The organism is Arthrobacter sp. ok362 (genome assembly GCF_900102785.1).
Lineage (GTDB): Bacteria > Actinomycetota > Actinomycetes > Actinomycetales > Micrococcaceae > Arthrobacter.
The window spans coordinates 145,730-168,761 of sequence record NZ_FNGC01000008.1; the positions used below are offsets into that span (position 1 = coordinate 145,730).

Consider the following 23,032-nt stretch of genomic DNA (forward strand, 5'->3'; position numbering starts at 1 on the left):
TCTCTGCTCCCGCCGGCCACGGACCGCCCGGCCCGCCAAGGCCCGCCGGGGCCCCGTGATCGGGCCCGGCTAATAGTGTCGGCGGGGTAAGGCATGATGGAGGAATGAAGGGGCAAGAGCTCGCCGGAGGTACACTCGCGGCCGACGCCATGGACCGGTTCAGCCGGCCGACCCGGGACTGGTTTCTGGGCGCTTTTTCCGCGCCCACCCCGGCCCAGAACGGCGCTTGGAATGCCATCTCCTCCGGTGCGCACGCCCTCGTCGTCGCCCCCACCGGTTCCGGCAAGACGCTCGCCGCGTTCCTCTGGGCGCTGGACCGACTGCTCGTTTCCGCCCCCGCCGAGCGCGAGGCCCTGCCCGGCCTGGACACGGCGGCCAAGGGCGGGCGCCGGACGGCCGCGCAGAAAAATTCAGCCCAGCGGAAGGCAGCCCAGCGGAAGACCCGTGTGCTGTACATTTCCCCGCTCAAGGCTCTCGGCGTCGACGTCGAACGCAACCTCCGCGCGCCGCTGATCGGCATCACGCAGACCGCCAAACGCCTGGACCTGCCCGCCCCGCTCATTACCGTGGGCGTCCGGTCCGGGGACACGACGGCGTCCGACCGCCGCTCGCTGCTCAGCCACCCGCCCGACATCCTCATCACCACCCCGGAATCTCTTTTCCTGATGCTGACGTCCAAGGCGCGCGAAACCCTCACCGAGGTGGACACGATCATTGTCGACGAGGTCCACGCGGTCGCCGGCACCAAGCGCGGGGCGCATCTGGCGGTGTCGCTGGAACGGCTCGACGCGCTGCTGCCCAAGCCCGCCCAGCGCATCGGGCTGTCGGCCACCGTGGAACCCAAGGAGCTGGTGGCGCAGTTCCTCGCCGGTTCGGCGCCGGTGGAAATTGTGGCCCCTCCGTCGCGGAAGAACTGGGACCTGACCGTCTCCGTCCCTGTGGAGGACATGTCCGATCTCCAGGGCGCCGCCGGGGCCTTCGATTCCGGTCCGGCCTCCGGACTCCAGCCGCAGGCCTCCATCTGGCCTCATGTGGAGGAGAAAATCGTGGACCTGGTGCTGGCCAACCAGTCCACCATCGTGTTCGCGAACTCCCGCCGCCTCGCCGAACGGCTGACCGCCCGGCTCAACGAGATCTACGCCGAACGCCAGCTCATGGCGGCCGGCGGCGACTGGACTGACTTTGGTGCCGGTGCGCCGGACTTCGACGCGGTGCCGGCCGCCGTGCCTGCCGCTGTGCCGAATGCAGTGCCGCCCGGCGATGCCGCCGCACAGCCCACGTCCACGGCCACACCGGCCCACATGATGGCCCAGGCCGGCAGCACCGCCGGCGCCGATCCCGTGCTGGCCCGCGCGCACCACGGCTCCGTGTCCAAGGACCAGCGCGCCTTGATCGAGGATGACCTCAAATCCGGGCGGCTGCGCTGCGTCGTGGCCACGTCCTCACTTGAGCTTGGTATCGACATGGGTGCCGTGGACCTGGTGGTGCAGGTCGAGTCGCCCCCCTCGGTGGCCAGCGGCCTGCAGCGGGTGGGTCGCGCCGGCCACCAGGTCGGCGAAATCTCCCAGGGCGTCCTGTTCCCGAAGCACCGGGCAGACCTCGTCCACACGGCCATCACCGTCGAGCGCATGCTCGAGGGCAAGATCGAGCGGCTTAGCGTGCCGGCGAACCCGCTGGACATCCTGGCCCAGCAGACGGTCGCCGCCACCGCACTGGGTGCCATCGACGTGGAGGAGTGGTTCACCACCGTCCGGCGGTCCGCGCCCTTCGCCTCGCTCCCCCGCTCCGCGTTCGAGGCCACCCTGGACCTCTTGGCCGGGCGGTACCCCTCGGACGAATTCGCGGAACTGCGTCCCCGGGTCATCTGGGACCGGAACGCCGGGACCATCGAAGGCAGACCCGGTGCGCAGCGGCTCGCCGTCACCTCCGGAGGCACCATCCCGGACCGCGGGCTGTTCGGCGTCTACATCATCGGCAGCGAAGTCGAGGGCACCGGCGGGGGCGGCTCCTCCGGCGGTGCCAGTGCGGATGGCAGGGCGGCCAGCCCGGCCGCCGCCGCGGCCAAGGGCGGGCGCCGGGTGGGCGAACTCGACGAGGAAATGGTCTACGAATCCCGGGTTGGCGACATCTTCGCCCTCGGCGCCACCAGCTGGAAGATCGAGGACATCACGCACGACCGTGTCCTGGTCTCGCCGGCGTTCGGCCAGCCCGGCAAGCTCCCCTTCTGGAAGGGCGACTCCCTCGGCCGGCCCGTGGACCTGGGCCGCGCCCTCGGCGCGTTCATGCGCGAACTGGCGGCGTCCGACGTCGGGCCGGCCACCGAGCGGTGCAAGGCCAGCGGGCTGGACGACTACGCCGCGAACAACCTGATCCAGTACCTCGCCGAACAACGGCTCGCCACCGAGGTGGTCCCCAGCGACACGACCCTCGTCGTGGAACGCTTCCACGACGAGCTCGGCGACTGGCGCGTGGTGCTGCACAGCCCCTTCGGCATGCCTGTGCACGCACCGTGGGCTTTGGCCGTTGGCCAGCGCCTGCAGCAGCGCTACGGGATGGACGGCTCGGCCATGGCCGCCGACGACGGCATCGTGCTGCGCGTACCCATGATGGAGGACGAGCCGCCGGGCGCCGAGCTGTTCCTGTTCGACCCGGAGGAAATCGAGCAGATTGTGACGGCGGAGGTCGGCGGCAGTGCCCTGTTCGCCTCCCGGTTCCGCGAGTGCGCCGCCCGTGCTTTGCTCCTGCCTCGGCAGAATCCCGGCAAACGGCAGCCCTTGTGGCAGCAGCGGCAGCGCTCGGCGCAGCTGCTGGATGTTGCCCGGAAGTACCCGACGTTCCCGATTGTCCTCGAGACAGTCCGCGAGTGCCTGCAGGATGTCTACGACCTTCCGGCGCTGAAAGACATCGCCGCCTCGGTGGAACGCCGCGAGCTCAGGATCGTCCAGACCACCACCCAGCAGCCCTCCCCGTTCGCGAAGTCTTTGCTCTTCGGCTACGTGGCCCAGTTCCTCTACGAAGGCGACTCCCCGCTGGCGGAGCGCCGTGCCGCCGCCCTGGCCCTCGATTCCACCCTGCTCAATGAGCTCATGGGCCGCGTGGAGCTGCGCGAACTGCTGGATGCGAAGGTCATCGAGGCCACCGAGCGCGAACTCCAGCGCCTGGCCCGGGACCGCCAGGTGCGCGGGCTGGAAGGCGTCGCGGACCTCCTGCGCCTCCTGGGTCCGCTCGCGCCGGACGAAGTCGCCGCCCGCCTGGAGCCAGTGGCAGGCCCAGCCCTGGCGGGCGAGACCGCCGAAGCCGGCCCGGCGGGTGGGCCGACCGAAACCCCGGCGGTTCTGCCCGTCGAAACCCCGGCGGTTCTGCCCGTCGAAACCCCGGCGACGGAGGCCGACGCCGCTGCCCACCTCGCGGCCCTGCAGCGCGCCAACCGGGCCATCAAGGTCAACATCGGCGGAAGCGAACGCTTTGCGGCGGTCGAGGATGCCGCCCGGCTCCGGGATGCCCTCGGCGTACCGCTGCCCATGGGCGTACCGCTGGCCTTCATCGAACCGGTCGCTGACCCCCTCGGCGACCTCGTCTCGCGCTACGCCCGCACGCATGGGCCCTTCACCGCCGCTGAGGCCGCGGCCCGGCTGGGACTCGGCGTCGCCGTCGTCGGCACGGCATTGAAGCGGCTGGCCGCGGACGGCCGTGTGGTGGAAGGCGAGTTCCGCCCGCACGCTACGCCACCGGCAGTCACGTCGGGCAGTACGGCCACCGGCGTCGAGGAACCCGGCGTTGAGGAATCCGGCGTCGAGGAACCCGGCGTTGAGGGACCCGGCGTTGAGGGACCCGACGTCGAGGATTCCGGTGTGGAGGGACCCGGCGGCGCGGCGGCCCCGGCCGCCCTTCCGTCTGTCGTTCTGCCACTCGTTCTGCCTGCGGCAGGTGTGAGCGAATGGTGCGATGCCGAGGTCCTCCGCAAGCTGCGCCGCCGTTCGCTCGCCGCGCTCCGCGCCGAAGTCGAGCCCGTGGACGCCGCCGCGTACGGCCGGTTCCTTCCCGCCTGGCAAAACGTGCGGACCCCCGGCGGGCGCGGGCAGTCCGCGCTCCGCGGCCTGGACGGCATCATCACGGCCATCGACCAGCTTTCCGGCGTGCCCATTCCGGCCTCCGCGTGGGAGCCGCTTGTCCTGGCCAGCCGCGTCTCCAATTACCAGCCGGCCATGCTGGACGAACTCATGGCCGCGGGCGAAGTCCTCTGGTCCGGTGCCGGCTCGTTGCCCGGTAACGACGGCTGGGTCAGCCTGCACCTCGCGGATTCGGCCGAACTGACGCTGAACCCTGCCATCGATTTCGAACCCGGCGATGCGCAGCGGCGGCTCCTCGAACACCTGCAGAACAACGGCGGCGGCTACTTCTTCCGGCAGCTGACCGAGGTGGCCGGCGGCATGGATTCTGTGCTGAGCGACCAGGACGTGGTAACCGCCCTCTGGGATCTCGCCTGGGCGGGCCGGATTACCGGTGACACTTTCGCCCCCGTCAGGGCCCTGATCGCCGGCGGCCACACCGCGCACCGGCAGGTCGGGCGCGCCCCGCGGGCCCGCGCGCCGCGGCTCAGCCGGCTCGGACGGGCGCACGGCACCGGCCTGCTGGGATCGCCGGGACTCACCGGCGGCCGGTACGGCTCCGTGACCGGCACCGCACCCGCACCCCCGCTCGCCGCGGGACGCTGGTCCGCGCTGCCCTCCCCCGAGCTCGATCCCACTATCCACGCCCGGGCCACCGCGGAACTGCTCCTGGACCGCTACGGCGTGGTCACCCGCGGCTCGGTCATGGCAGAAAACATCCTCGGCGGCTTCGGCCTCATGTACAAGGTGCTGGCCCGGCTGGAGGAAGCCGGGCGCTGCCGCCGCGGCTACTTCATCGAACACCTCGGCGCGGCGCAGTTCGCCGTCCCGGCCACCGTGGACCGGCTGCGCTCCTACGTCGAGGACGCCGAGCTGCACAAGGCCGAGCCGGTGGCCCTGGCCCTCGCCGCGACGGATCCCGCCAACCCCTACGGCGCCGCGCTCCCGTGGCCCGCGCTCAACGTCGACGCCGGCACGGGCCACCGCCCAGGCCGGAAGGCCGGCGCCCTCGTGGTCCTGGTCGACGGCGCCCTGGTGCTGTATGTGGAGCGCGGCGGCAAGACCCTGCTCGCTTTCAGCGACGACACCGACGTCCTGGCTGCGGCCGGTTCGGCCCTGGTGGGCGTGGTGACCCGCGGCGCCGTGGACAAGCTGATCATGGAAAAGGTCAACGGCCACGGCATCCTGGACACGCCGGTGGCGGCCGCCCTCGCCGAGGCCGGGGCTTACTCCACCCCGAAGGGACTGAGGATCCGTGCCTGAGGGTGATTCCGTTTTTCGCGCCGCGGCACAGCTGCACGCCGCACTGGCCGGGAAGGAACTGGTCTCGTCCGATTTCCGGGTGCCGCGCTTCGCTACCCTGAAGCTCGGCGGCTGGACCGTGGCCGAGGTGGTTCCGCGCGGAAAGCACCTGCTGATGCGCGTGCAGGGACCGACGCCGAAGGACCGGCTCACGATCCACTCGCACCTAAAGATGGAGGGCAGCTGGCAGGTCTACCCGTCCGGGGGCCGCTGGCGGAAGCCCGGCTTCACGGCCCGCTGCGTGCTGCGCACCGCCACGGCTGACGCCGTCGGATTCTCCCTGGGAATTCTTGAGGTGGTCCGCACCGACCAGGAAGACTCCATCGTGGGGCATCTCGGCCCGGATCTGCTGGGCCCGGACTGGGACGCTGCCGAGGCCGAACGCCGGCTGCTCGCGGCCCCGGATGTTCCCATCGGCGTCGCCCTGCTGGACCAGAGCAAGCTGGCGGGGATCGGGAACATCTACCGCTGCGAGGCCTGCTTCCTCGCGGGAGTCCATCCGGCGTCGCCCGTCTCCGCGGTGCAGGATCTTGCCGCCATCATCACCGATGCCCAGGTCCTGCTCTCCGCCAACCTCGGGCCGGGCCGGCGGACCACTGTGCTGAACGCGCGCGGCGTGCCCGTGGGCCGCACCGCCGGGCGTCCGGGCTACTGGGTCTACCGGCGCGAGCACCAGCCGTGCCTCAAATGCGGCACCCCAATCCGCCGGGGAATCCTGGGCCGGGACAACGGCACGGGCACCTACACGGAGGAACGGGACATCTACTTCTGCCCCACGTGCCAGCCCCTGCCGGCCCCCGGGACAGAGAGCGTCAGCTGACGGGACCCAGGGTGATCAATCTGTCCGGCCGCTGGACGCCGTTGCCGGGACGGCCGTCCCGGCCAGTTCCGATTCGGCAACGTCAGCAGCTTCCGTGCCAGCCCCCGCCACGGAGACGGGACGCGCTTCCGGAACCGTGAACCGCGGCAGCAGCAGCTGCACCAGCGGGCCAATCGCCAGCGCATATAGCACCGTGCCCACACCCACCGAACCGCCCAGCAGCCAGCCGGCGCCGAGAACCACCACTTCAATGCCGGTCCGGGAGACCCGCACAGACCAGCCCGTGCGCCGGGCGAGTCCCGTCATGAGTCCGTCGCGGGCTCCGGGTCCGAGGCGGGCGCCGATGTAGCAGGCCGAGGCGATGCCGTTGAGCAGGATGGCCCCCGCGAGCATTCCTATCTGGCCGCCGAGGTTCGAGAACTCCGGTATGAGGGCCAGTCCGACGTCGGCGAACACACCCACCAGCACGGCGTTGCACAGCGTGCCGACGCCGGGCCACTGCCGGAGCGGAATCCAGAGGAGCAGGACGAGGAAGCTGACGATCACCACCACCGTGCCGATGCTCAGCCCGGTCTTGACGGCGAGTCCCTGGTGGAAGACATCCCAGGGATCCAGTCCCAGTCCGGCCCGGATGAACATCGCGAGCGAAACGCCGTACATGGCGAGGCCAATAAGGAGCTGGAGGAGTCTGCGGGTCAACATGGTCTCCATCCTCCACGAAAACTGGCCTTGCAATCCATAGCCAGTTTGAAATACTGGCTTTATGCCTGTCTCTTTGACTCCGGGGTCGTTGACCCGCCTGCTGGGCGAGTGGAACGTCGGCGCCGCCCCCGCCTACCGCGAGCTGGCCGACGTCGTCCGCCTGCTCATCCTCGACGGCCGCGTGGCCCTCGACGTCGCCCTGCCGAGCGAGCGCTCTCTGGCAGCGACCCTTGGCATCAGCCGCACCACGGTGACCGCGTCTTACGCACTGCTGCGCGAGCAGGGCTTCCTCAGCAGCGGCCAGGGCAGCCGGAGCCGGAGCTGCATCCCGAGCCAGGGTCCCGCGCATGCCGGTGGTCATGACGGCGCCCTGCGGCTGAGTGGCGCCCCCGGCCTGGCCGTGCCGGACGGGGTCCTGGACCTGGCCTACGCCTCCTTGCCCGCCAGCGGCGAAGTGGTGCACCGGGCCTTTGCCGCGGCACTGACCGAGCTGCCGGCGCTGCTGCCGGGCTTCGGCTACGACGCCCTGGGCGTGGGCCCCCTCCGCGAAGCCATTGCGGCCCGGTACACCGCCGCCGGGGTGCCGACAACGGCCGGACAGATCCTGGTCACCTCGGGCGCCCAGCATGCGCTGAACATTGTGCTCCGCACGTTGGCCGGCCGTTCGGGGACGAAAGTGCTTGTCGAACATCCGAGCTACCCGAATGCCCTCGATGCGATCCGGGCAGCGGGCTGCCGTCCCGTCCCGGTGTCCATGCCCGCCGCGAACCCCATCGGTACAGTCCATAACGGCCCAGGCCCACTCGGCACAGCCAACGGACCGGCCGGCTGGGACCTCGAGGCCATGGAATCAGCGCTGCTGCAGCAGCGGCCCGCGATGGCCTACGTGGTCCCGGACTTCCACAACCCCACCGGCCGGCTGATGCCCGATTCCCAGCGGCGCCGCCTCGTGAAGGCGGCCGCGGCGTCGGGCACCGTGCTGGTGGCCGACGAGACGCTGCGGGAGCTGAACCTCGACGGCGCCGCCTCGACCCCCATGGCCGCATTCAGCCCGGCCGTGGTCTCCCTCGGTTCCCTCAGCAAGTCGCACTGGGCGGGGTTGCGCACCGGCTGGATCCGCGCCAGCGAGCCGCTCATCCAGCGCTTCGCCGCCGCCCGCACCACCCTGGACCTGGGCGGGCCCGTGGTGGAACAGCTCGCCGCGGCACATCTGGTCAACGCCATGACGGAGCCGCTCCCTGCCCGGCTCGCCGCGCTGCGCGAGAACCGGAACACGCTGCTGGAACTGATACACGCGCACCTGCCGGGCTGGGAGCCGGAATGGCCCGACGGCGGATTGTCCGTCTGGTGCCGCCTTCCGGCGCCGATCAGCACGGCACTGGCGGTGGTGGCTCCCGACGTCGGGATCCGGCTCGCCGCGGGGCCCCGGTTTGGCGTCGGCGGCGCGTTCGAGCAATACCTGCGGCTGCCGTTCACCCTGCCGCCGGGACAACTGGAGACGGCCGTGCTGGCATTGCGTGCGGCACAGGACCGGCTGGAGGCAGCGCCGCAGCTGCGGCGCAACCTGTCAGCCCCGCCGGCCGCCGCCATAGCCTGAGCCGCGCGCACCCGCGGCGCGACCGCAGGCCCGTTCTGCGATATCCGTTCTTCCCTGAGCCGCGCGTGTGCCCCGCCGACGCCCGCCCTCTCCCGCGCTGCGCACACGCCCCGCCGACACCCGCCTTTTCCTGCGCTGCGCACACGCCCCGCCGACGCCCGCCCTCTCCTGCGCTGCGCACATGCAGGATGCGGGTCGCGGGCCTAGGCGTAGACCTTCGCCAGGAACCCGGCCCAGGCCTTCGCCGTCGCCGTCGCGTCCCCGTTGCCGCTGAAGTCGTGCACGGTCATGCCCACCGGTGCGCCGAAGGCGTTGCGCCCGAAGAAGCGGTACATCGTGTCCGCGGTCCGCAGGCCGAGGAAGTTCTCGTTGGAGAAGTCGACTTCGCCGGTGAGCGGGCCAACGCCGTCGAGCTCCAGCTCCACTGACTCCCCCTGGGCCGAGCTGGCGACGCCAAGGGCCCTCTTGAGCCGGTCGAAGCTGTCCGGGGTCTGCGACGCGGCCGGTGCCTGGATGTCCGTGAAGACCACGGGCCTGCCGTCGAAGTACTTCAGGTACTGGCCCAGGGTGTGCAGATAGAACGCCGTGTGCTTGCTCGCGCCGTCGTACTGCTCATCCCAGTTGTCCGCGAAGATCCCGCTGTGCACGTAGTGCAGCCGGACGCGGCCGCCGTCGAGCGGTTCCAGGACGTACTCCAGCTGGTTGAACCAGCCGTCTGGGCCGTCCATCCGGGTCACCAGATGGGAGGGGTACTCGTCCACAGTCCGGACCGCTGGCCATTGGTCCGTGGGGAACATCCAGGCCGGGGTGTCCTTGGTAACGGCCTCCCACACCCGCTCGGGCGTGCCGGGCAGTTCGGTGTCGTAGACGATTTCGAATTTCCGCTGGTCAGTCATTGTCCTGCTCCTTAACGTGTGGGTTTGCAGATTGTGCGTGTGTGGTTTGTGGGGCTGCGTGCGGGTCTGCGCGCGCTGCCTTGGGCGCCGGCGCCTTCAACGACGGGTGGAGCGCGACGACCAGCCGGTGTTTGCGCCCCGCCGGCGGCGAAGCTGCCGTCGAACCTGCCGGGAGGTCAGCTCCGCCGTCGTGGTACTTGTCCACGAGCCGGGTCACTGCCACGCCGAGCTCCTCGGCGAAAGCCGCCCGGTCCGCCGCCGACCGGAAGGTGATCTCGCCGTCGATGGCAAAGGTGGCGAGTTTCTGCCTGGCTGCGGCCGCCCCGGCGATCAGCTGGCCCATTTCCTGGACCATGCGGGCGGCGAGCGCCAGCAGCCAGAAGGCGGAAAAGCGGTCCGAGAACCGGTGCGGGTCCGGCGCCACGGAGGCCAGCGCCGCCGGCGAAATCAGGTACGACGCCGCCGTCGCCCGTAGGATGCGTTCGGTGACGTTGCCTCGCCGCCGCTCCTCGACGAGTTCGACGAGCCCATGCCGCTCAAGGGCTTTGAGGTGGTAGTTCACCTTCTGGCGCGGCAGGCCCACCTTCGCGGCGAGCTGCGTTGCGGAGCCGGGCTCGGCCAGCTCGCGCAGGATCCGCGTCCGTATCGGGTCCAGCGAAGCCTCCGCCGCGGCCGGATCTTCAATCACTTCGATGTCCAACATGCTTCAAGCCTGCCCGCCGACAATTTTATTTGTCAAGAACTTTTTTCTCGTCGGCGCCGATCAGCGGGCGCGGTCTCGAGTTCGCCGGAAGCGTGCGAGGACGCCGGATCTTTCCGGCGAACTGGCAAGCGTCCGGCGAACTGGAGCGCAGGGGCGGCTCGGGGCGGGCGGAAGAGAAGGGGCGGGCGGGGGGACGGAAGGACGCAGGAAGTGGGCGCGGTCTCGAGTTCGCCGGAAGCGTGCGAGGACGCCGGATCTTTCCGGCGAACTGGCACGCGTCCGGCGAACTGGAGCGCAGGGGCGGCTCGGGGCGGGCGGAAGAGAAGGGGCGGGCGGGGGGACGGAAGGACGCAGGAAGTGGGCACGAACTCGCGAGTTCGCCGGAAGCGTGCGAGGTCGCCGGACCTTTCCGGCGAACTGGCACGCATCCGGCGAACTGGAGCCCAGGGGGCGGCTCGGGGCGGGAGGCGGCAGGGGTGGGCGGAGGGCGGAAGGAGCGGGCGGAGGGACTGGAGGGCGGAGGGCGAGGGCACAAACCCGCGAGTTCGCCGGAAGCGTGCGAGGTCGCCGGACCTTTCCGGCGAACTGGCACGCGTCCGGCGAACTGGAGCCAGGGGCGGCTCAGGGGCGGGCGGCGGGGGCCGTCGGGGCGGGGCCGGAGGCCGGACCCGTAGAATGGTTCCGTGATGCAATCCCCCCTCCCAGTGCGCGACGGCGTCAACGCAACGCGCCTGCGCCTGCCGGACGAGGGGCCCTGGGAGACCGCGCTGGACTACATGATGCACCGCTGGGGGCACATCGATCCCCAGGGCATCGAGGACCGGTTCGACGCCGGCGAGATCGTCGGCGAGGCCGGGACAGCCCTGGACCGCAGCACGCCGATGCAGGACCACACGTTCATCTGGTACTACAGAACCCTGCCGCCGGAGACCCGGATCCCGGTGGAGCTGAACATCCTGCACCAGGACGATCACCTGCTGGTCGTGGACAAGCCGCATTTCCTGCCCACCACCCCCGGCGGGACGTACATCCAGGAATCGGCGCTGGTCCGGCTCCGGAACCAGCTCGGCCTCCCGGACCTGATTCCCATGCATCGCCTCGACCGCATGACCGCCGGCATCCTGCTGCTCTCCACGAACCCCGAGACCCGCGGCAAGTACCAGGTGCTCTTCGAAAAGCGCCAGGTTCAGAAGGAATACGAGTGTGTATCCGCCGCGGAACCGGCGCCGGGCCACCCCGCGGTGGACTTCCCTGTGGTGGTGCGGAACCGAATGACCAAGTCCCGCAGCTACCTGCTGGCCGAGGTGGTTGCCGGGGAACCCAACGCGGAAACCCGGATCGAGCGGCTGCGCACGTTTGATCCGGCCGGCCAACTCCACAGCGCACCCGACAGCGCGCCCGACGGCGGCCCCCAACGCCGGGCGCTGTACCGGCTGGAGCCGCACTCGGGGAAGACCCACCAGCTCCGCGTGCACATGGCCTCACTGGGTCTGGGGATCGTCAACGATGCGTTCTACCCGGAACTGCTGGACAAGGCCCCGGACAACTACACCAAGCCGCTGCAGCTCCTGGCCCGCGGGATCCGCTTCGTCGACCCCATCACGGGGAGCCCGGTGGAATACCGCAGCAGACTGGAACTCAGCGAAGCACGCTAGCGGCCGAAGTGCGGTACCTTGTGCCCATGGACTTCGGAAATGCGGACAGCTGGGGCGCCGCGATCTATTTCTGGATCTTCCCCTTCGTGATTGGCGATGCGATTTTTCCGCCTCTCCCCTCGGAAATGCTCGTCATCACCGGCGGCGCGCTCTCCGCGGAGGGCCACATCAACGCGTTCCTCGTGGTGCTCCTCGCCGCGGTGTCTTCATGGCTGGGTGACCTTCTCGTTTTCCAGCTCTTCAAGCGGCGGCTGAGCCACGTGCTCGACCGTTGGAAATGGGGCCTGCGGTTCCACGCGGCCGTGCACGCGGCGATCGCGAAAGCGGGCCGTTCCTCCACGTACGGAGCGATTATCGGCATCCGTTTCATCCCCGGCGGGCGGCTGGCGACGACGGCCGCGGCCGGCATCGCGAACGTCTCGACGCGCGGGTTCAGCCTCTGCGCGGCCATCGGCGGCTTGCTCTGGGCAAGCTGGTCCGTGGCGCTGGGCTATTTCATGGGCACCGCCACCGGACTCCCATTCTGGGCGAGCTCCCTGATCGGTGTCGGTGTCGGGCTGGTGATCGGCGCCGTCGTGGGCGTGATCGTGACGCGGCGCCGGGGCAGCCCCTCCCCCGTGGAGTCCGCAGCGGTCGACCCGGAAGAGGAACTGGACTTTTAGACGGGTGCCCAGCGGCCGCGGCTGCGGCGCAGCACGGTCAGCGTTCCGGTGAGCGCAACGCGTTCGACGGCGTCGCGCATCATGCCTGCCGACTCCAGCGCCTGGCTGTTTTCGGCGCTGTACGCGGTGGCATCGACCAGGAAGCGCAGGTTCAGCTGGGGTACGCCGCCGGCGAGCTCCAGTTGGTGCGATTCGACATGGTGCCGCGTCCCGAGCGCCTCGATGGCCGCGGTCATGACCGCTTCCGGAGCGGTGCCCGGCTTGAGCCCGGTGATCTTCAGTCTGGTCTGGAACGACGGCATGGAACAACCCTAGCCGCCCCCTCAGTCCCTGAGGGAACGCCCGGAGGTAAGACGCCGAAGGTAAGGCGACGGAACGGAGGGAGCGCGGAAGAGTGCAGGCTACCCGGTGTTGCGCAGCCCGGCGGCGACTCCGTTGACCGTGATCAGCATGGCCCGCTGCAGGCGCTCGTCGATCTCGGCGCCGGACATGCCCGCCGTAGCCTCGGCCCGAACGCGGCGCAGCAGTTCCACCTGCAGGTAGCTGATGGGATCGAGGTACTGGTCCCGGATCTCGAGGGAGCGCTTCAGGGTGGGCTGGGCATCGAGGATCACGTGCTCGCCGGTGAGGTTCTGGATTTCCTCCACGGTGAGCTCATACTCGGCCCGGATGGCACGGAACAGGTGGTGCAGTTCCTCCGGCACCAGGGTGGAGACGTAGTAGCCGGCAATGTCCATGTCCGTCTTCGCCAGGGTCATCTCAACATTGGAAAGCACCGAGCGGAAGAAGTGCCAACCCTCGATCATCTCCTTGAGCTGGGCGGAGTTTCCGGCCTCGCGCGCGGCCTTGAGGCCGGAGCCCACGCCGAACCAGCCCGGCACGATCTGCCGGGACTGCGTCCAGCCGAACACCCACGGGATGGCCCGCAGCCCCTCAAGCCCGGCGCCGGAATCGGGCCGCTTGGACGGACGGGATCCGATGTTCAGGGATCCCAGCTGCTCCACCGGGGTGGAGGCCATGAAGTAGGCGGGCAGGTCGGGGTCCTCAATCAGCGTGCGGTAGCGCGCAAACGCGGCGTCGGAGACGGTGTCCATGACGTGGCCGTAGCGCACGCGCTGGTCCTCCGAGGTGCGCGGCGCGCGGTGCAGCGCCGAGCCCTGCAGCACGGCGGCAAGGGAGAGCTCGAGGTTTTCGCGGGCCAGCTCCGGCAGGGAGTACTTGTCCGAGATGACCTCGCCCTGCTCGGTGAACTTGATCTCCCCCTCGAGCACGCCGTTGGGCTGGGCCATGATGGCATCGTAGGTCGGCCCGCCGCCGCGGCCCACGGAGCCGCCGCGGCCATGGAAGAGGCGCACGCGGACGCCGTGCTTCGCGGCCACGTCCCGCAGCTTGCGCTGGGTCTTGTAGATCTCCCACTGGCTCGTCATGACACCGGATTCCTTGTTGGAGTCCGAGTAGCCGAGCATGATCTCCTGGACGTCGCCGCGGAGCCGGACCAGTTCGCGGTAGGACGAATCGGAGAGCAGCCGGTCCACGATCTCGGCCGAGGCGCGTAGCTCGTCGACGGTCTCCAGCAGCGGCGCGAAGCCGATCTTGGCGTAGGGCGCCTCGCCGAAGAGGCTGACCAGGCCGGCCTCGCGGGCCAGCACGGCCGCGGCCAGGACGTCGTCCGCGCCGCGGGTCATGGAGATGATGTAGGTCTCGATCACGTCGGGGCCGTAGGTGCGCAGGGCACGCCGGATCTCCCGGAAGACGTCGTAGGTGCCGTCGGCGACGCCGTCGAGCTTGATCGGGTGGCCGGAGAGCGGGCGCCGGGACGCGAGCTCGGAGCCCAGCACCTCGAGCCGCTCTGCGCGGCTGAGTTCCGCGTACCGGACACCGGGGCCGCCGAGGCGGTCCATGAGCTGCCCGACGGCGTCGTGGTGGTGGTCAGCGTGCTCGCGGATGTCGAGGGTGGCCAGGTGCAGGCCGAAGGAGGCGATGGCGCGGCGGACCCGGGACAGGGCGCCGTCGGCGGCGAGGGCGGCGTGGTGGTTCCGCAGCGACCGTTCCAGCAGTCCGAGCTCGGCGAGGAGCTCCGCGGTGGCGGTGTAGTCGCGGCCAGACTCGTGCGCGGATCCGGCTGCGACCCGCCGGCCGGTGTTGATCAGCTTGGCCTTGATGCAGGTGAGTTTGAGCCGGTACGGCTCCTGCGCGTTCAGCTCGAGGACGCGGCGGTCCAGGCCCGGCAGGTTCCCCAGGTCGATGTCGATCGAGTCCAGAAGTTCCTGGTCCGACCCGGCCAGCGCGGTCGAGTTGGACAGGATGGAGATGAGTCCGTCGATCAGGCCGATGCTGATCCGCACGGCGTGCTGATTCTGGATCTGGAGGATTTCGCGGGTGACGGCGGCGGTGACGTTGGGATTGCCGTCCCGGTCCCCGCCGATCCAGGAGCCGAAGCGGATCGGGGCCTTCTGCGGCGGCAGTGTGACGCCGTGCTCGGCGAGCAGCTCGGAGAGGTCTGAGAGCATTTCCGGCATGGCGTCGCTGAGGATGCCGGTGAGGTAGTAGATGGCGTTCCGGGCCTCGTCCACGGGGGTGGGCCGGACTTGGCGGAGCTCGTCCGTCTGCCACATCTGGTCGATCACCTCGGACAGGTGACGGTCCTGGCGGCGGCGCGCAGAGGTGCCCTCTGCCGTGGATTCGGACAGGATGTCCGAGAGCCGGCGGATCTTGTCCAATACCGAGCGGCGGGAGGCCTCGGTGGGGTGGGCCGTGAAGATGGGACGGACGTCGAGCTCGTTGACGACTTCCTGCAACACGGAGTCGCCTGCCTGGTCCGCGATCTCCTCAACAGCCTTGGCGAGCCAGCCGTCCTTTTCCTGCCGGGTGCGCAGCCCGCGGACCCGGTGGACCTGCTCGGCGGCGTTCGCCAGGCGGAAGTAGAAGGCGAAGGCGCGGACGAGGTCGGTGGCCTGGTCCAGCGGCAGGGAGCCGAGCAGTTCACGGACCTGGGCGACGACGTCGTACGAGCTCCACGGCCCGGTGGCGTCGGCCCCGCCGCGGGCGGCCTCCTTGGATTCCTTGGTCAGCAGGCGCACCTGCTCGACGAGGTCCAGGAGCTCCGGCCCGTGCTGGCGGACCAAGGATTCGCCGAGGAGGGTGGAGACCCGGCGGACATCAGCCCGGAGTTCAGCGGCAAGATCGGTGTCGGAATGCATTGCAGTGTCAGCCATGGAAACTATCTTTCGAGGGTTCGACTTGGCTCGTACACTGCGCTGGATACTGTGAGCCTGATTACTTCTTCCCATGGGATGTTACCCGCAGACACTGCCCGCTGGAATTCCGTCTCAGATAGTGTCAGGCCTTGCCGTACCGCCGCGGCCGCCGACCCTGGACCCCCAACCAGCCCGCCGCTGTGGCACCTTTTTGGGCGCTAAAACGGCCACAGCTGCAAGCTAGTTGGGTGGAGGGTCTAGCGGGCGATCTTGAAATTGAACTCGCCGGTGCCCAGCGCGCCCCAGAGCCGCAACCAGATCGGCAGGAGCATTTCCGAACCGCGGGCAGTCGTGATGTCCCCGAGGTCGATCACGTCGCGGTGTCCGAAGCCCTTGAGGAGCTCTGTGACGGCGGCCTTGGCGTCGGCGTCGTCGCCGGAGACGAACACCGAGTGGTCGCCGCCGGCCACGCGGGCCGGATCCACCATCACGGAGGCATTCATGGTGTTGAGGGTTTTCACGACCCGGGACTGGGGGAAGGCCCGCTGGATCTCCTCGCCGAGACTGTCCGTGTTCACCGGGTTCAGCGACGGCGGCATGCCCTGCGAGAAGTCCAGCGGGTTGGCGATGTCCATGATGATCTTGCCGGCGAGGTTCCCGGTGCCCGCGGCGGCGAGAGCAGCCAGGGAGCCGCCGCCGTTCGTGGCGTTGACGATCAGCTCGGCTCCGTCCGCAGCGTCGGCAAAGGCGGCGAGGCTGATTCCGCTGTTCGCGGCGTGCCACTGGGCGAACGGTGCGGTGCCCATCATGTTCGGCTCGGTCCGGGCGAGCGTCGCTTGCGGGTCGCGGGTGCCGATCACGACGTCGTGGCCCAGGCCGGCCAGTGCGCCGGCAATCGTACGCCCGACCACGCCGGTTCCCAATACTGCAATTTTCATGGCGTCCTCGTTCTCAAGCGGTGGGGTAGACAGGTTCGTCTACCTATAGGACTGACGCTAGCAGACAGACCTGTCTACGGCAATAGCCGCGGGCCGGGGCGGCGCCGCGCGGCCCGGCCGGGGCCTGGCAGCGCAGAAAGTGAACCGAGAGCCGGGCATAGACAGACTTGTCTGTGTACGATGGTGTCATGACGCTGCCAGCAGCCACTGCCCCGCCGGTTGCCCGCACCCCGGCCGGGTATGCCAGAGAGAAAATCCTGGCCACGGCCTTCCGGCTCTTTTACGCGCACGGCTTTCGGGCCGCCGGCATCGATACCATCATCGCCGAGTCCGGCGTCGCGAAAGCCACGTTCTACAAGTACTTTCCGGCCAAGGACGACCTCATCCTGGCCTATCTGGAGAAGGTCGACGGCATCTGGACCGGGCAGCTGCACGCCGCCGCCGACGCCGCCGGCGAAGACCCGGCCGCGCAGCTCGTGGGTCTGTTCGATGCCCTGACAAGCGCCTGCCGGCGCGATGGATACCGCGGCTGCGCCTTCATCAACGCAGCTGCCGAGTCGGCCGCCGGCACCAGGGTCCACGACCGGACGGTGGCGCACAAGCAGCAGATCCGTGCCTGGATCCGGGACTTGGCCGCCCGCGCCGGAGCCCGGGACCCGGACCAGCTCGCCCGCAGCCTGACCCTGCTGCTCGACGGCGGACTGGCCAGCGGAGTGCTCGACGGCGACCCGGACGCGGCCGCCGCCGCCGGGTCCACCGCAGCCCAACTGGTGGCCGCCAGCCTCGGCAGCTCCCCCAGCGGACGCAGCCCCGGACGAGATCCAGGACGAGGCCCCGAAGGAACCCATGAACAGCACTGAGCCTGCGGCCGACCCACAGCTTGCCCGCTGGCAGCGCTTCCGGAACAGCCGGAATGCGGCCCTCGCCAGCGACCACGGCTGGCTGACACTGACCTCGTTCCAGTGGCTCGAGGACGGGCCCGCCGCCGTCGAACTCGTGCCGGGGCTCTGGTCCACGGACGGCACCGCGGCGTTCCTCACCGCCGCCGCGTCCGACGGCCTGACCCTCGTGGACACCGGCGAACCCGTGGACGGCACCATCAGCGCCGTGCTCTCGGACGAGGAATCCCTGATGTGGGTCGCGTACGGCGGCGACGACGGCCGCCAGGTGGTGGTGGAGCTCGCCATGCGGGCGGACAAGTACGCGATCCGCACGCGCGACTCCCAGTCACCGGCGTTCACTGAGTTCGACGGCGTGCCCACCTTCGATTTCCGCCCGGACCTGGTGGTCGAGGCCCGGTTCGCGCCCTATCCCGAGCCCGTGGATGTGCCGATCGGCACCGCCAACCCGCTCGTGGACGGCGTCCACCGCTCGGTCGGCGAACTCGTCTTCCGGCTTCCCGGCACGGACCACGAGTTCCACCTGCAGGCCGAGGAGGAGAAGCTCGGCGCACTGACGGTGACGTTCCACGACGAGACCAATGGGGCAGCCCCGCCGGGACAAGCAACTGCCGAGTGGCGCAAAGTCTCCACGGCAAAACCCCGCCCGGATAACACCGTGGTCCTGGACTTCAACCGGGCCATCAACTACCCCAGCGCCTTCACCCCGTACGGCACGTGCCCCATGCCGGTGAAGAACAACAGCCTGGACTACCGGATCGCAGCCGGCGAGAAGGAACCAGGGGTTTTCTAAACGGCCCTCCTAGACGATCGCGGACACGCCGGTGACGGCGCGCCCCGTGATCAGGGTGTTGATCTCGAACGAGCCCTCGTAGGTGTAGATCGCCTCGGCATCGGAGAAGATTTTGGCCATCCGGTAGTCGGTGACGATCCCGTTGCCGCCGAGAAGGGACCGGCCCATCGCCACGGTTTCGCGCATCCGGGCGCTGACATAGGACTTTGCGAGGGCCACCTGCGGCATGTCCGCGGCGCCCTGGTCCTGCAGCTGCGCGATCCGGACCATCATGCCCATGCTGGCGACGGCGTTGCCCAGCATGGTCACCAGCTGCTGCTGGACCAGCTGGAATTTCGCGAGCGGGCGGCCGAACTGCTGGCGTTCGACGGCGTACTGCCGGGCGACGTCGAACGCCGCGAGCTGCTGCCCCACTCCCTGCCAGGCCACCATGATCCGGGAACCGCGCAGGAGCTCATTGGTGTCCTCGAAGCTGCCGATGCCCGCGAAACGATCCGTTTCGGCCACGCGGACGTCGGCGAAGACGATGTCCGCGTTCTGCACCGTGCGCAGGGCAATCTTGTTCTCGATCCGGCTCCGGCTAACGCCCGGCAAGGTGGCGTCGACGATGAAGCCGCGGATCCCGCCGTCGGCCTCGTCCCGGGCCCAGACGAGCATGTAGTCGCAAAACGTCCCGTTGCCGATCCAGCGCTTGGCGCCGTTGAGCACCCAGGCATCGCCGCCGTCGGCCGCGCCGCCCGGGATCCGCCGGGCCCGGGTTTCCATGCCGCCGGCAACGTCCGAGCCGTGGTCCGGTTCAGTGAGGGCAAAGGCGCCGGTGGTGCGCAGGTTAGCCGCGTCCTCGAGCAGGCGCGCCTTCTGCTCCTCGGAGCCGAAGCCGTAGAGCGACTCCACGAAGAGGTCGTGGTGGACCAGGAAAAAGGTGGCGAGCGAGGTGTCTACCCGGGTCATCTCGGCGATGATGATTCCGGCGAACAGGTTGCTGTAGCCGCGCTGGGCGGGGGCGCTTAGCTCCAAGGCGGCCAGCTTGGGCAGGATGTGGGCCGGGAATTCGGCCTTGTTCCACCAGTCCGTCGCGAAGGGGGCGACCTCGGCGGAAAGGAACTCCCGCAGCTGCGCCAGTTTGGCCCGCTCCGCCGCGCTGAGCAGGGATTCGTAGTCGAAGAAGTCCGCCGTGGGCAGCTCCGCCACAGGCGGTGCGGCCACAGACGGTGCGGCCACAGACGGTGCGGCCACAGTCGGTGCAGCTGTGGCGGCCGGCCCAGGCCCGGTCATTTCGGAACCGGTCATGTCGGGCCCGGTCATTTCGGGCCCATGCGGATGGCGCCGTCCAAGCGGATGGTCTCGCCGTTGAGCATGGCGTTCTCCACAATGTGGGCGGCGAGGTTCGCGTATTCGGCGGGGCGGCCCAGCCGCGAGGGGTGCGGCACCTGTTGGCCCAGGGAGTCCTGGGCCTCCTGTGGCAGGCCGGCCATCATGGGAGTCTCGAAGATGCCCGGTGCGATGGTGACCACCCGGATCAGCGAGCGCGCGAGTTCGCGGGCGATCGGCAACGTCATGGCGGCAACGGCGCCCTTGGAGGCGGCGTAGGCGGGCTGGCCGATCTGGCCGTCGAACGCGGCAACGGAGGCGGTGTTGATGATGACGCCGCGTTCAGGGCCGCCGAGTTCGGTGGCGGCGGGCTCGGTGGCTGCCATGGCGGCCGCGGCAAGGCGGATCACGTTGAAGGTGCCCACGAGGTTGATCTGGATGACGCGGTTGAAGGCCTCCAGCGGCAACACGCCGTCGCGGCCCAGGACCTTGCCGGGGGTCGCGATACCCGCGCAGTTCACCACGATGCGCAGCGGGCCCAGGGCGGCGGCGGCGTCGACGGCGGACTGCACCTGCACCTCGTCCGTGACGTCGGCGGGGACAAAGACTGCCGTGCGGCCGCCTCCGGCCGGCGCCTCGGCGGGAGCGGCGGCACCTTCGCCAGCGGCGGAGGCGGTCAATTCGGCGGCAAAGGCGTCCCCGGCGGAACCCGGCAGGTCCACGAGCACCACCGACGCACCGGCGTCGAACAGGCGCCTGGCCGTGGCCGCTCCAAGACCCGAGGCTCCGCCCGTGATCAGCGCGACAGTACCTTTGATGTCCATCCATCCTCCTTGATGTGGAACCGAACCCCGGCCGCGAAGCCTCAACGCGGGCGGCGCCTGAAGCAGCGGCCCGTGGGGAACATTAGTTAGTGAATGTTAACTGGAATGCGGCCATTGCGCACCTTTGGGCGCACACGCGGTGGCGCGGTCACGATCGCGGTCCGGACCGGCTCCCGCGATTAGGCTTGGGTCATGACCCGAGCCGACGCCTCCGCCCCCAACTGGTCCTTCCGCGCGGACGAGGCCGCCCGCTCGGTGACCAGGCTATTCGGGCAGCGGCTCTTCTTCCTGCCGGGAACCCACATCGCCGCGATCCTCCGGCCGTCCGGCCGGCTGAAGAACCTGTCCCGGCCCTGGCACTACTGGTGGCAGGCGCATTACCTCGACTGCCTTGTAGACGCCGGCCGCCGGGAACTGGGCTCGCCCGGGCGTCCGGGCGCCAAGTTCGACGGCGAGAACCGGCCCAGCGCCGGCCGCCTTGCCTCCCGGCTCGTCACGGGCATCCGGCTGCGCAATTTCCTCACGGTGGTCAACAACTACTACGACGACATGGCCTGGCTGGCCCTGGCCACCCTCCGGCTGGACAAGCTCGCCGAGGACACCCGCAAACACACCGGCCGGGAGCGCAACGCCAAGGTCCTGCAGCGCCTGACTCTGCAGTTCGACTCCGCCTCCACGGACGACCTGGGCGGCGGCACCTTCTGGAGCACGAAGCGCGATTTCAAGAACACGCCGGCCACCGCGCCGGTGGCCCTCTACTACGCCCGGACGGGCAACCAGGCCAAGGCGCAGGCCCTGCTGGACTGGCTGGACGCCAAGCTCTACGAGCCCGCACAGGGCCTCTACCAGGACGGCCTGCGGATTTCCGGGACGGGTGACGTGGTGCTCGAAGAAACCATCTACACCTACAACCAGGGGCCAGTTCTCGGGGCCTTACTGGAACTTGGGGGCGAGGCGAACCTCGGACGGGCGGCCGCACTGGTGGACGCCGCGGCGCGCAACCTCACGCATCCGGCCCCGCTGCTGGGGCGCACCGCCGCGGTGTTGCGGTGCGAGGGAACGGGCGACGGCGGGCTCTTCACCGGGATCCTCGTCCGCTACCTGGCCCTGGCCGCCGTCGACGAACGGCTGCCCGCCGAAACCCGGGCCACGGCGGCGGCACTCGTGAACGATACAGCCGAGGCCCTCTGGGAAGGCCGCCGGATCCTGCCGGCGCAGGACCGCCTCGCGCGCCCCGGCAGCCATCTGGTCTTCTCCGACCGCACCGAACTGCCGGCACGCCGCAGCTATCCGGAGGGCGCCGCCGTCGAGCTGTCTACGCAGCTCCAGGCCTGGATGGTGCTGGAGGCGGCCGCGGCGGTCGCTTCGGCGCCCGCCCCGTAACCTGCGCCAATTACGTCATGCAACAGTTTCGTAATTCATGTGATCCTGATCACTTAATGGGCCTTCAGGTTGGTTGCTTAGGTTTGGCTAACCTACAGTCGTTCGTAGTGAGCATGCCCTAACTTCCCCGCTTACGGGGGTCAGGGCACCGACGACGAATTCCTTGCAGAAAGTAGCCCCATGAAGATCCGCAACAACGCACTGGCGGGCATCGCCCTGGCAGCCACCGCCGCCCTGGGCTTGGCCGCCTGCGGCTCCGGTTCGGCTGCCCCGGCTGGCAGCAGTGGAGCGGCCGGCGGCTCGGCCGCCGGCGAGATCACGGTCTATAACGCCCAGCACGAGTCCCTGACCAAAGAGTGGGTAGACGCCTTCACGGCGGAAACCGGCATCAAGGTCACACTGCGCCAGGGCGACGACACCGAAATGTCGAACCAGATCATCCAGGAAGGCCAGGCCTCACCGGCGGACGTCTTCCTCACCGAGAACTCCCCCGCCATGGCCCAGGTGGAAAACGCCGGCCTCTTTGCGGATGTGGACAAGGCCACCGTGGACCAGGTTCCCGCTGAATTCCGTCCCTCCACCAACAAGTGGACCGGCATCGCAGCCCGCTCCACCGTGTTGGTCTATGACAAGAACAAGATCAGCGCCGACAAGCTGCCCAAGTCCATGCTGGACCTGGCCAACCCCGAGTGGAAGGGCAAGTGGGCCGCCTCGCCCTCGGGCGCCGACTTCCAGGCGATCGTCTCGGCCCTGCTGGAACTCAAGGGCGAGGCCGCCACGCAGGCATGGCTCAAGGGCATGAAGGAGAACTCCAAGGCGTACAAGGGCAACAGCACGGCCATGAAGGCCGTCAACGCCGGCGAAGTGGACGCCGCCCTGATCTACCACTACTACTACTACGGCGACCAGGCCAAGACCGGCGAGAACTCCAACAAGGTCACGCCGTTCTACTTCAAGAACCAGGACCCGGGCGCATTCGTCTCCGTCTCCGGCGGCGGCGTGCTGAAGTCCTCGAAGAACGCCGCGGCGGCCCAGTCCTTCCTGAAGTTCATCACGGGCAAGAAGGGCCAGGAAGTGCTCCAGAAGGGCACCTCCTTCGAGTACGCCGTCGCTTCGGGCGTCCCGTCCAATGACAAGCTGGTTCCGCTCAAGGAGCTGCAGGCACCCACAGTGGATCCCGCCAAGCTCAATTCCGCCAAGGTCACCGAGCTGATGACCCAGGCAGGGCTGCTGTAGCAGCA

The 23,032-nt window shown here is 69.4% G+C and carries 17 protein-coding genes; 9 read left to right on the top strand and 8 right to left on the bottom strand.

Annotation, left to right across the window (positions count from 1 at the left end; genetic code table 11):
• Positions 1-104: 104 nt before the first annotated feature.
• Positions 105-5,372, top strand: coding sequence for an Lhr family helicase (locus BLQ10_RS12205; protein ID WP_091562306.1), 5,268 nt, complete (start codon positions 105-107; stop codon positions 5,370-5,372).
• On the top strand, positions 5,365-6,231 hold the full coding sequence (locus tag BLQ10_RS12210; RefSeq protein ID WP_091562308.1) for a DNA-formamidopyrimidine glycosylase family protein: 867 nt from the start codon (positions 5,365-5,367) through the stop codon (positions 6,229-6,231). Before BLQ10_RS12205 ends, BLQ10_RS12210 begins: the two co-directional genes overlap by 8 nt.
• 15 nt (positions 6,232-6,246) lie before the next feature.
• Here the strand turns inward: BLQ10_RS12210 and BLQ10_RS12215 are convergent, their stop codons facing one another.
• Complete coding sequence (locus BLQ10_RS12215) at positions 6,247-6,933, bottom strand: membrane protein YczE (protein ID WP_254785534.1); 687 nt, start codon at positions 6,931-6,933, stop codon at positions 6,247-6,249.
• Positions 6,934-6,994: 61 nt separating this feature from the next.
• Between BLQ10_RS12215 and BLQ10_RS12220 the strand changes: the two genes are divergently transcribed.
• Positions 6,995-8,530, top strand: a complete 1,536-nt coding sequence (locus tag BLQ10_RS12220) for a MocR-like transcription factor YczR (protein ID WP_091562313.1) — start codon at positions 6,995-6,997, stop codon at positions 8,528-8,530.
• Between the two features lie 203 nt (positions 8,531-8,733).
• Here the strand turns inward: BLQ10_RS12220 and BLQ10_RS12225 are convergent, their stop codons facing one another.
• Both BLQ10_RS12225 and BLQ10_RS12230 read right to left on the bottom strand, forming a co-directional pair.
• Entirely contained in the window at positions 8,734-9,426 is a 693-nt protein-coding gene (locus tag BLQ10_RS12225) for an SRPBCC family protein (protein WP_091562316.1), read from the bottom strand.
• On the bottom strand, positions 9,419-10,129 hold the full coding sequence (locus BLQ10_RS12230; protein WP_091562319.1) for a winged helix-turn-helix domain-containing protein: 711 nt from the start codon (positions 10,127-10,129) through the stop codon (positions 9,419-9,421). The genes BLQ10_RS12225 and BLQ10_RS12230 overlap by 8 nt, the downstream gene beginning before the upstream one ends.
• A gap of 686 nt (positions 10,130-10,815) precedes the next feature.
• Here BLQ10_RS12230 and BLQ10_RS12235 point away from each other — a divergent pair.
• Both BLQ10_RS12235 and BLQ10_RS12240 read left to right on the top strand, forming a co-directional pair.
• Positions 10,816-11,784, top strand: a complete 969-nt coding sequence (locus BLQ10_RS12235; protein ID WP_091562321.1) for an RluA family pseudouridine synthase — start codon at positions 10,816-10,818, stop codon at positions 11,782-11,784.
• A 26-nt stretch (positions 11,785-11,810) separates the two neighbouring features.
• A complete protein-coding gene (locus tag BLQ10_RS12240) occupies positions 11,811-12,446 on the top strand; it encodes a DedA family protein (protein ID WP_091562488.1) in 636 nt (211 codons plus the stop codon).
• On the opposite strand, the gene BLQ10_RS12245 is transcribed toward BLQ10_RS12240, so the two are convergent.
• The 3 genes from BLQ10_RS12245 to BLQ10_RS12255 all read right to left on the bottom strand — a co-directional run bounded on the left by BLQ10_RS12245 (position 12,443) and on the right by BLQ10_RS12255 (position 16,581).
• Entirely contained in the window at positions 12,443-12,748 is a 306-nt protein-coding gene (locus tag BLQ10_RS12245; protein ID WP_091562323.1) for a hypothetical protein, read from the bottom strand. The two genes, BLQ10_RS12240 and BLQ10_RS12245, sit on opposite strands and share 4 nt — an antisense overlap.
• 99 nt (positions 12,749-12,847) lie before the next feature.
• Positions 12,848-15,661 (bottom strand): phosphoenolpyruvate carboxylase, encoded by a 2,814-nt coding sequence (ppc, locus tag BLQ10_RS12250; protein ID WP_091562325.1) that lies wholly within the window; start codon positions 15,659-15,661, stop codon positions 12,848-12,850.
• A 239-nt stretch (positions 15,662-15,900) separates the two neighbouring features.
• Entirely contained in the window at positions 15,901-16,581 is a 681-nt protein-coding gene (locus tag BLQ10_RS12255; RefSeq protein ID WP_091562327.1) for an NADPH-dependent F420 reductase, read from the bottom strand.
• A 188-nt stretch (positions 16,582-16,769) separates the two neighbouring features.
• On the opposite strand from BLQ10_RS12255, the gene BLQ10_RS12260 reads away from it, so the two are divergent.
• Positions 16,770-17,441 carry a TetR/AcrR family transcriptional regulator gene (locus BLQ10_RS12260; protein ID WP_254785535.1) on the top strand — a complete coding sequence of 224 codons (672 nt, stop codon included), beginning with the start codon at positions 16,770-16,772 and terminating at the stop codon, positions 17,439-17,441.
• Positions 17,428-18,273, top strand: coding sequence for a DUF1684 domain-containing protein (locus tag BLQ10_RS12265; RefSeq protein ID WP_091562329.1), 846 nt, complete (start codon positions 17,428-17,430; stop codon positions 18,271-18,273). The genes BLQ10_RS12260 and BLQ10_RS12265 overlap by 14 nt, the downstream gene beginning before the upstream one ends.
• Positions 18,274-18,282: 9 nt before the next feature.
• On the opposite strand, the gene BLQ10_RS12270 is transcribed toward BLQ10_RS12265, so the two are convergent.
• Positions 18,283-19,479 (bottom strand): acyl-CoA dehydrogenase family protein, encoded by a 1,197-nt coding sequence (locus BLQ10_RS12270; RefSeq protein ID WP_091562490.1) that lies wholly within the window; start codon positions 19,477-19,479, stop codon positions 18,283-18,285.
• 95 nt (positions 19,480-19,574) lie between these two features.
• Positions 19,575-20,408 (bottom strand): SDR family NAD(P)-dependent oxidoreductase, encoded by an 834-nt coding sequence (locus tag BLQ10_RS12275; protein WP_091562331.1) that lies wholly within the window; start codon positions 20,406-20,408, stop codon positions 19,575-19,577.
• Between the two features lie 192 nt (positions 20,409-20,600).
• Between BLQ10_RS12275 and BLQ10_RS12280 the strand changes: the two genes are divergently transcribed.
• Positions 20,601-21,791 carry a glycoside hydrolase family 76 protein gene (locus BLQ10_RS12280; protein WP_091562334.1) on the top strand — a complete coding sequence of 397 codons (1,191 nt, stop codon included), beginning with the start codon at positions 20,601-20,603 and terminating at the stop codon, positions 21,789-21,791.
• A 180-nt stretch (positions 21,792-21,971) separates the two neighbouring features.
• Positions 21,972-23,027, top strand: coding sequence for an iron ABC transporter substrate-binding protein (locus BLQ10_RS12285; protein ID WP_091562337.1), 1,056 nt, complete (start codon positions 21,972-21,974; stop codon positions 23,025-23,027).
• Positions 23,028-23,032 lie beyond the last annotated feature (5 nt).

Coding starts and splice junctions, on each gene's coding strand:
- BLQ10_RS12240 (WP_091562488.1), top strand. CDS start 11,811: ATGGACTTCGGAAATGCGGACAGCTGGGGCGCCGCGATCTATTTCTGG.
- BLQ10_RS12280 (WP_091562334.1), top strand. CDS start 20,601: ATGACCCGAGCCGACGCCTCCGCCCCCAACTGGTCCTTCCGCGCGGAC.
- BLQ10_RS12245 (WP_091562323.1), bottom strand. CDS start 12,748: ATGCCGTCGTTCCAGACCAGACTGAAGATCACCGGGCTCAAGCCGGGC.
- BLQ10_RS12275 (WP_091562331.1), bottom strand. CDS start 20,408: ATGGACATCAAAGGTACTGTCGCGCTGATCACGGGCGGAGCCTCGGGT.
- BLQ10_RS12225 (WP_091562316.1), bottom strand. CDS start 9,426: ATGACTGACCAGCGGAAATTCGAAATCGTCTACGACACCGAACTGCCC.
- BLQ10_RS12260 (WP_254785535.1), top strand. CDS start 16,770: ATGACGCTGCCAGCAGCCACTGCCCCGCCGGTTGCCCGCACCCCGGCC.
- BLQ10_RS12230 (WP_091562319.1), bottom strand. CDS start 10,129: ATGTTGGACATCGAAGTGATTGAAGATCCGGCCGCGGCGGAGGCTTCG.
- BLQ10_RS12285 (WP_091562337.1), top strand. CDS start 21,972: ATGAAGATCCGCAACAACGCACTGGCGGGCATCGCCCTGGCAGCCACC.
- BLQ10_RS12235 (WP_091562321.1), top strand. CDS start 10,816: ATGCAATCCCCCCTCCCAGTGCGCGACGGCGTCAACGCAACGCGCCTG.
- BLQ10_RS12205 (WP_091562306.1), top strand. CDS start 105: ATGAAGGGGCAAGAGCTCGCCGGAGGTACACTCGCGGCCGACGCCATG.
- BLQ10_RS12265 (WP_091562329.1), top strand. CDS start 17,428: ATGAACAGCACTGAGCCTGCGGCCGACCCACAGCTTGCCCGCTGGCAG.
- ppc (WP_091562325.1), bottom strand. CDS start 15,661: ATGGCTGACACTGCAATGCATTCCGACACCGATCTTGCCGCTGAACTC.
- BLQ10_RS12215 (WP_254785534.1), bottom strand. CDS start 6,933: ATGTTGACCCGCAGACTCCTCCAGCTCCTTATTGGCCTCGCCATGTAC.
- BLQ10_RS12255 (WP_091562327.1), bottom strand. CDS start 16,581: ATGAAAATTGCAGTATTGGGAACCGGCGTGGTCGGGCGTACGATTGCC.
- BLQ10_RS12220 (WP_091562313.1), top strand. CDS start 6,995: ATGCCTGTCTCTTTGACTCCGGGGTCGTTGACCCGCCTGCTGGGCGAG.